This window comes from Streptomyces sp. NPDC053431 (assembly GCF_044544925.1).
Taxonomy (GTDB): domain Bacteria; phylum Actinomycetota; class Actinomycetes; order Streptomycetales; family Streptomycetaceae; genus Streptomyces.
In genome coordinates, this window is sequence record NZ_JBITXX010000061.1 from 1 (window position 1) to 4,794 (window position 4,794).

The following is a 4,794-nucleotide window of genomic DNA, read 5'->3' on the forward strand; positions in this document are numbered from 1 at the left end:
CCACCCGCTACGACAAGACCGCCCAGTCCTACAAAGCCGCAGTCACCCTCGCGTCAATCCTGATGTGGGCCTGACACTTTGACGACAACTCCTAGAGGCCTACAGTTGAGTCGCTGCGGGTTGCGCCGGCCGGTCGAGCTTTTCAGAATGGCCTCCGATAGGGTGACGACTCTGTGGGCTGCGCGGGCAGAGCCCACAGGCTGCTGTTGAGCAAGTTGCCGAAGCTCAACTCTGCACCTTTGGGGCTGTGTTGGTCGCCGATCATGTCGTTCTCGACGTCAAGAAGTGCCTCGTGCAGTGGGTGACGATGCTGATCGTCACCACGTGAGAGTGACCGCAGGTGCAAGCTGCCGCCATCTCAGACGACTCTTGCCGGATCTGCGTAAGAACGAGACGCTCACGCGTATCGCCGCCGGTTTTGGGATCAGCGTGGGCAGCGCCCACGTCTCTCCGTCCAACCCGTCGTGGTCCTCTTGGGGCCGCCCTGGCACTCGGCCGGACCGCAGCACTGAGAGGCGGGGACGCCCGGTATGTCCTGCCGGGGATTTTCGCCGAATGCGACCGGGTCGGTGACAGCCATGCGAACTACTCCCCGTCAAGCATGGCGTGAACCTACAGGGCGCCCCAGCACCGGACGGACCCTGCACTCTGAATCTCACCCACACTGGACGGCAAGTGCGTGACCTACCCTCGGCCGTGACCGCCAGAACCATGCAGACCGGCTGGCTGGCGACCTGGCCCTGGCCCTGGCCCTGGCCCTGGCGTATCTGCCATAGATACCGTCGATGAAGACGACCAGGTAAACGCAATCGAGTGGCCGGGCATCCCGTTCGGCATGCCCTCCATCGAGTCCTGCTATCAGAGATCGTCTGCCCGGACATCGGCGTCCCAGACCTCTGCCAGGAGAGGCATTCTTTGTATGCGCCAGGCCCATCGCCGACAGCGACAGAACCATCTCGTCGACACCGGCCAGCCGGCGCTGGTGGTCCTTTCGATCTGCGGTGAAGCCCTCCGTTCGCAGACGGTGGTCAGGCCCGAATCCCGCCAAGCCTTCGCGTCCGCGGTGTTGCCGGGCACGGGCCGGGCCGCCGCGACCACGAGTTTGATGTCGGCATCGACGATGACCCGCACGTTCGCCGAGAACCGGTAGATGCGCGAGGACCCACCGGTCTTCCGGTCACGGACCGGGATCAGGGTTCCGTCCACGATCCACAGCCGCTCGACCGCGTCGGACGTGCTGCCGGCCCGATCGCGAGCAACGGTCGCAGCCGCTGGATCACCCGGCAGACCATCGCGGGCGAGACACCGAACAGGGCGCGAGCTGCCGCATGGTGAGGCTTCGTGCGGTAGTACGCGACCACCAGCAGCACCCGATCCGGCAGCGCCAGACACCACGCCCGACCACCCTCGGGCCGTTACCGCCCCGTTCCCGCACGACCTCATCTCGGACCACTCCCGAAGGCCTCGCCTGCTGTGCAGACGGCCGTCACCCGATCGGTGACCACTCTGAAGATTTTTACGGAGAGTTCCTTTTACTCACGGCGAGCGTACCTTTGGCCCCGAAAATGAGACTTCCGGAGTAAAGTTGAGGAGCACGTATGCGCAAATCTGCACTGCCCGTCCTGGCTTCCTTGATCGTGCTTGCGGGAGCAGGGACCCCGCAAGCCTTCGCCGACGGAGCCACTAGTGGAGAAACGTGCTCGAGCTGGCGGAATGTCGACGTGACGGGGAACGCTTTGCCCGGCCTTAAATATCAGACGTGCATGACTTGGAAGAATTTAGGGTCGGGAGAGGTCCAGAAGGGCGGAAAGATTGTAGTTAAGAACACGCACTCGATTAATTTCTACAGAGTCCACGTGGCTGAAGTAACAGGCATGACCTATCAAGGCAAGCCGACAATCACGCTCGAGACTCTCGAGCAATATCCAGAAGCTCTGCTCCCTGGCCAGTCGCGACAAGAGACGGCGTGGTTTGGAGCAGATCCGAACACAAACGACCAGTGTGACTACACCTCGTCCCTTATTAGAGCGGCAAAGGTTAAGCCGTGGAACCTTGCGACCGATTGGAGCACGCTTCGTGAGTCATACGGCTCATCGGGATGGGACTGCCACTAGTGTGCTGAGGTTGAATTTCGTCTAGTGTTCGGGGTGTGACGCGTCCTGACCGGCTTGAGTTCAACAGCCTCTGGAACCCATCCGGAGTCTTGTGACCTGCGTATTCAGCCAGCCGCCAGCCATTCTTCCGGTCCACCGGAGCCGGCAGACCCCGCAGATAATCCCGCATCCGCCACCGCAGATCCGCCCGAGCGAACCGCCCCGCTACCCGAGCGAACATCCCGTCCAACTCCACAGCCCACCTCTGGGCCTCAACCATCCCCACCAGGCCCAGTCAACGACGAAAACAAGCGCAGGACACGATCCGCTGATGAAGTAATAAGCCGCCCGGAGGAGAAAACCCGCGGGCGGCTACACCCTATAGCCTGCGGTCCCGAGGCTCGCCTTAAGCGATACTAGCCTATCAATTTGCCTGGAACACGCCGCACCGTTTCCGCACGGAAGTTAATCCATTGAAGCCTATCCGTACGGGGAATACTGGGTCATCCTGCGCTCATTACCTAAGTTATACGCGTACTCCCGCGCTGTCTGAGCAGTCATTATCGCGACTGCCCTCTCATTTACGCGGGGCTTATCCGCAACAGCGGCGGAGTTGCATGTAATGGTGTCAGTCGATGACCTAGCTCCGATGTAGCCCGAGCACAGAGCCTCGCCATACTCTGCCGATGTGGTCGAGCCGGGGGAAGCCGGCCCACTCCCGCCAATTTCGACATGCGAGGCCATACCTACGACCCAGAAATTATTGCCCGTTGCCCGGATCGTCGTTCGCGCTACCTTCTGCTGCCCGCGCGCAATAATACAGGTATTAGCCTGTAATTCGTTTCCCGTGTTAGGTAGAGGTTTATACCCAGAGCAGGAAATTCGAGGGAGAAAACTCGTTTCAGCCGCTCCGGCCGCCACAGGAATCAGCGACGCGAGGCAAGCCGCCACACCCACGGACGCAGCTATATTTACTTTCTTCATTGCTTCCCTTGCCGAGTATTTTACTACGCCGGTTGACGATACAGCTCCACATGGATGTGCGCGTGAGGAAATGCCACTCAGCCGGTTTTTCCTCTATCGCCCATTTTTTACTCCTGAGCCATGTTGATGCGAAGTTGGACGATGTAGTCACAACGGCGGCCCTGCCCTCTCCCGACTGCCGTCCTCAGCAGGCGGTGACAGCGAGGGGCTGTGTCCCATGCGGCGCGTGCCCCCATGGGCAACGCTCTTCGCAGTGGTACCGGCATTTTCAGCAGCGATTGCCGCTGGGGCGAGTCAATACACGTAGTGACCTGTGGCGGAACGGTTTCGACGCTCAGCGCAGCGTCCCAACAAGGAGGTTATTGGCGCGGCTGATTAGCGGGGTCCGTCGAGTGCGGTCTGGCAGCGGTGGTGGTTGAAGGTGTACAGGAAGTCTGATAAGGCTTCGGTCCAGTCGTTGTTCGAGGCGCAGGGCCCGCAGGTGGGCCCACTCGTCGAGGAGTGTGCGGGTGAAAGCGTTCGACCTTGCCGATGCTCCTATAGCTGTCAAGGATGGTCGGGCTGCGGTTGTCTTGTCCTGTTGAGATGGCGGCTGGGCCGGGATTGCGGGGTCAGACAGCGGATGATCTCGGTCTTGGTCTTGTTTTCGGCTGTCCTGCGAGCGACGTAGGCGCGTGTGCGTGGTTCCCAGGCCCTGCGGGTGTTCGGGGTTGTCGCCGACGGCGATGAGTAGCGCTTCGACCGTCTCGGCGCCGAGCCCCTTGACAGCCATGAGCTCGGCGGCGGCCGGGATGACGAGCCTGGGGAGGTGACGGTCGAGCTCTGCGAGCTCGTCGCTGAGCCTTTGGTAGCGGAGGGCGATGGACCTCATCGCCAGTTTGGTGGCTGCGGTCAGCGTGTCCGGTTCCGCTCAGTCCGCCAGCGTGTGACAGTGCGGATCAGCTCCGACCCGCGCAGCCCGCGGATGCGCTCGCGGAGAGTGTTAGGAGCCGTCACGATCAGGGCTTTTAGCTGGTTGACGGCTTGAGTGCGGGCTGTCATCGCGCTGCGGCGGGCGATCATGAGGGTGTGGATCATCTCGACGGCACCATCACCGGTTTTCGGTATGGCCGTGGCGACGCCGGCCTGCACCGCTCGGGCGGCGGCCTCGGCGTCGACGGCGTCGGACTTCCCGAGGCGTCGGCGGGATCTGGGGGTCTGGGCGGTTGACTTCGAGGACGCGGTGGCCTCGCCACCGTATCCACCTGGACAGGCCGGCGCCGTAACAACCGGTGCCCTCCAGACTGCTCTGTTCGATGGTGCCCATGCTTGCCGCCCAGGACTCGTGGGAGGCAAAGCCCTGTGGTGTGGAGGGAACGGAGAGCGTGCCCAGCCGCTGACCGAGTTGGTCGAGGGCGGCCGCTACGGCGGACTTCGTACCGGTCCAGGCCGCATTGGTTCTTAGCGGCATGGAAGCATTCCGCGATCGGGCACCGGCCACCCTCGCCAGATCGGCAACATCGCAGATCACGTGCGCGCAGGCGAAGTAGCACCCACCGGTGATGCGTGGGTGCGTCGCCGTCGAAGACATTGAGCTTGTTCATTGGTGAGTCTCGAGGGTGAGGATGGCTCTGGCGATTGATGTCATCCGGTTGGGGTTGTGGCGGGCTTTGCGGAGGATCCGCCATGTCTTGACCGATGCGATGGCTCTCTCGATCGGCCACCTGAGCCGCGAGTG

The 4,794-nt window shown here is 62.2% G+C and carries 1 protein-coding gene and 2 pseudogenes; 1 reads left to right on the forward strand and 2 read right to left on the reverse strand.

Annotated features, from left to right (window positions below):
- Positions 1–1,014: 1,014 nt before the first annotated feature.
- Positions 1,015–1,441 (reverse strand): annotated as a pseudogene (locus tag ACIGXE_RS37490) (transposase family protein); the annotation flags it as partial.
- A 2,704-nt stretch (positions 1,442–4,145) separates the two neighbouring features.
- Between ACIGXE_RS37490 and ACIGXE_RS37495 the strand changes: the two are divergent.
- A complete protein-coding gene (locus ACIGXE_RS37495; protein ID WP_399754639.1) occupies positions 4,146–4,286 on the forward strand; it encodes a hypothetical protein in 141 nt (46 codons plus the stop codon).
- 370 nt (positions 4,287–4,656) lie between these two features.
- Here the strand turns inward: ACIGXE_RS37495 and ACIGXE_RS37500 are convergent.
- Positions 4,657–4,794: pseudogene (locus ACIGXE_RS37500) on the reverse strand (IS5/IS1182 family transposase); the annotation flags it as partial.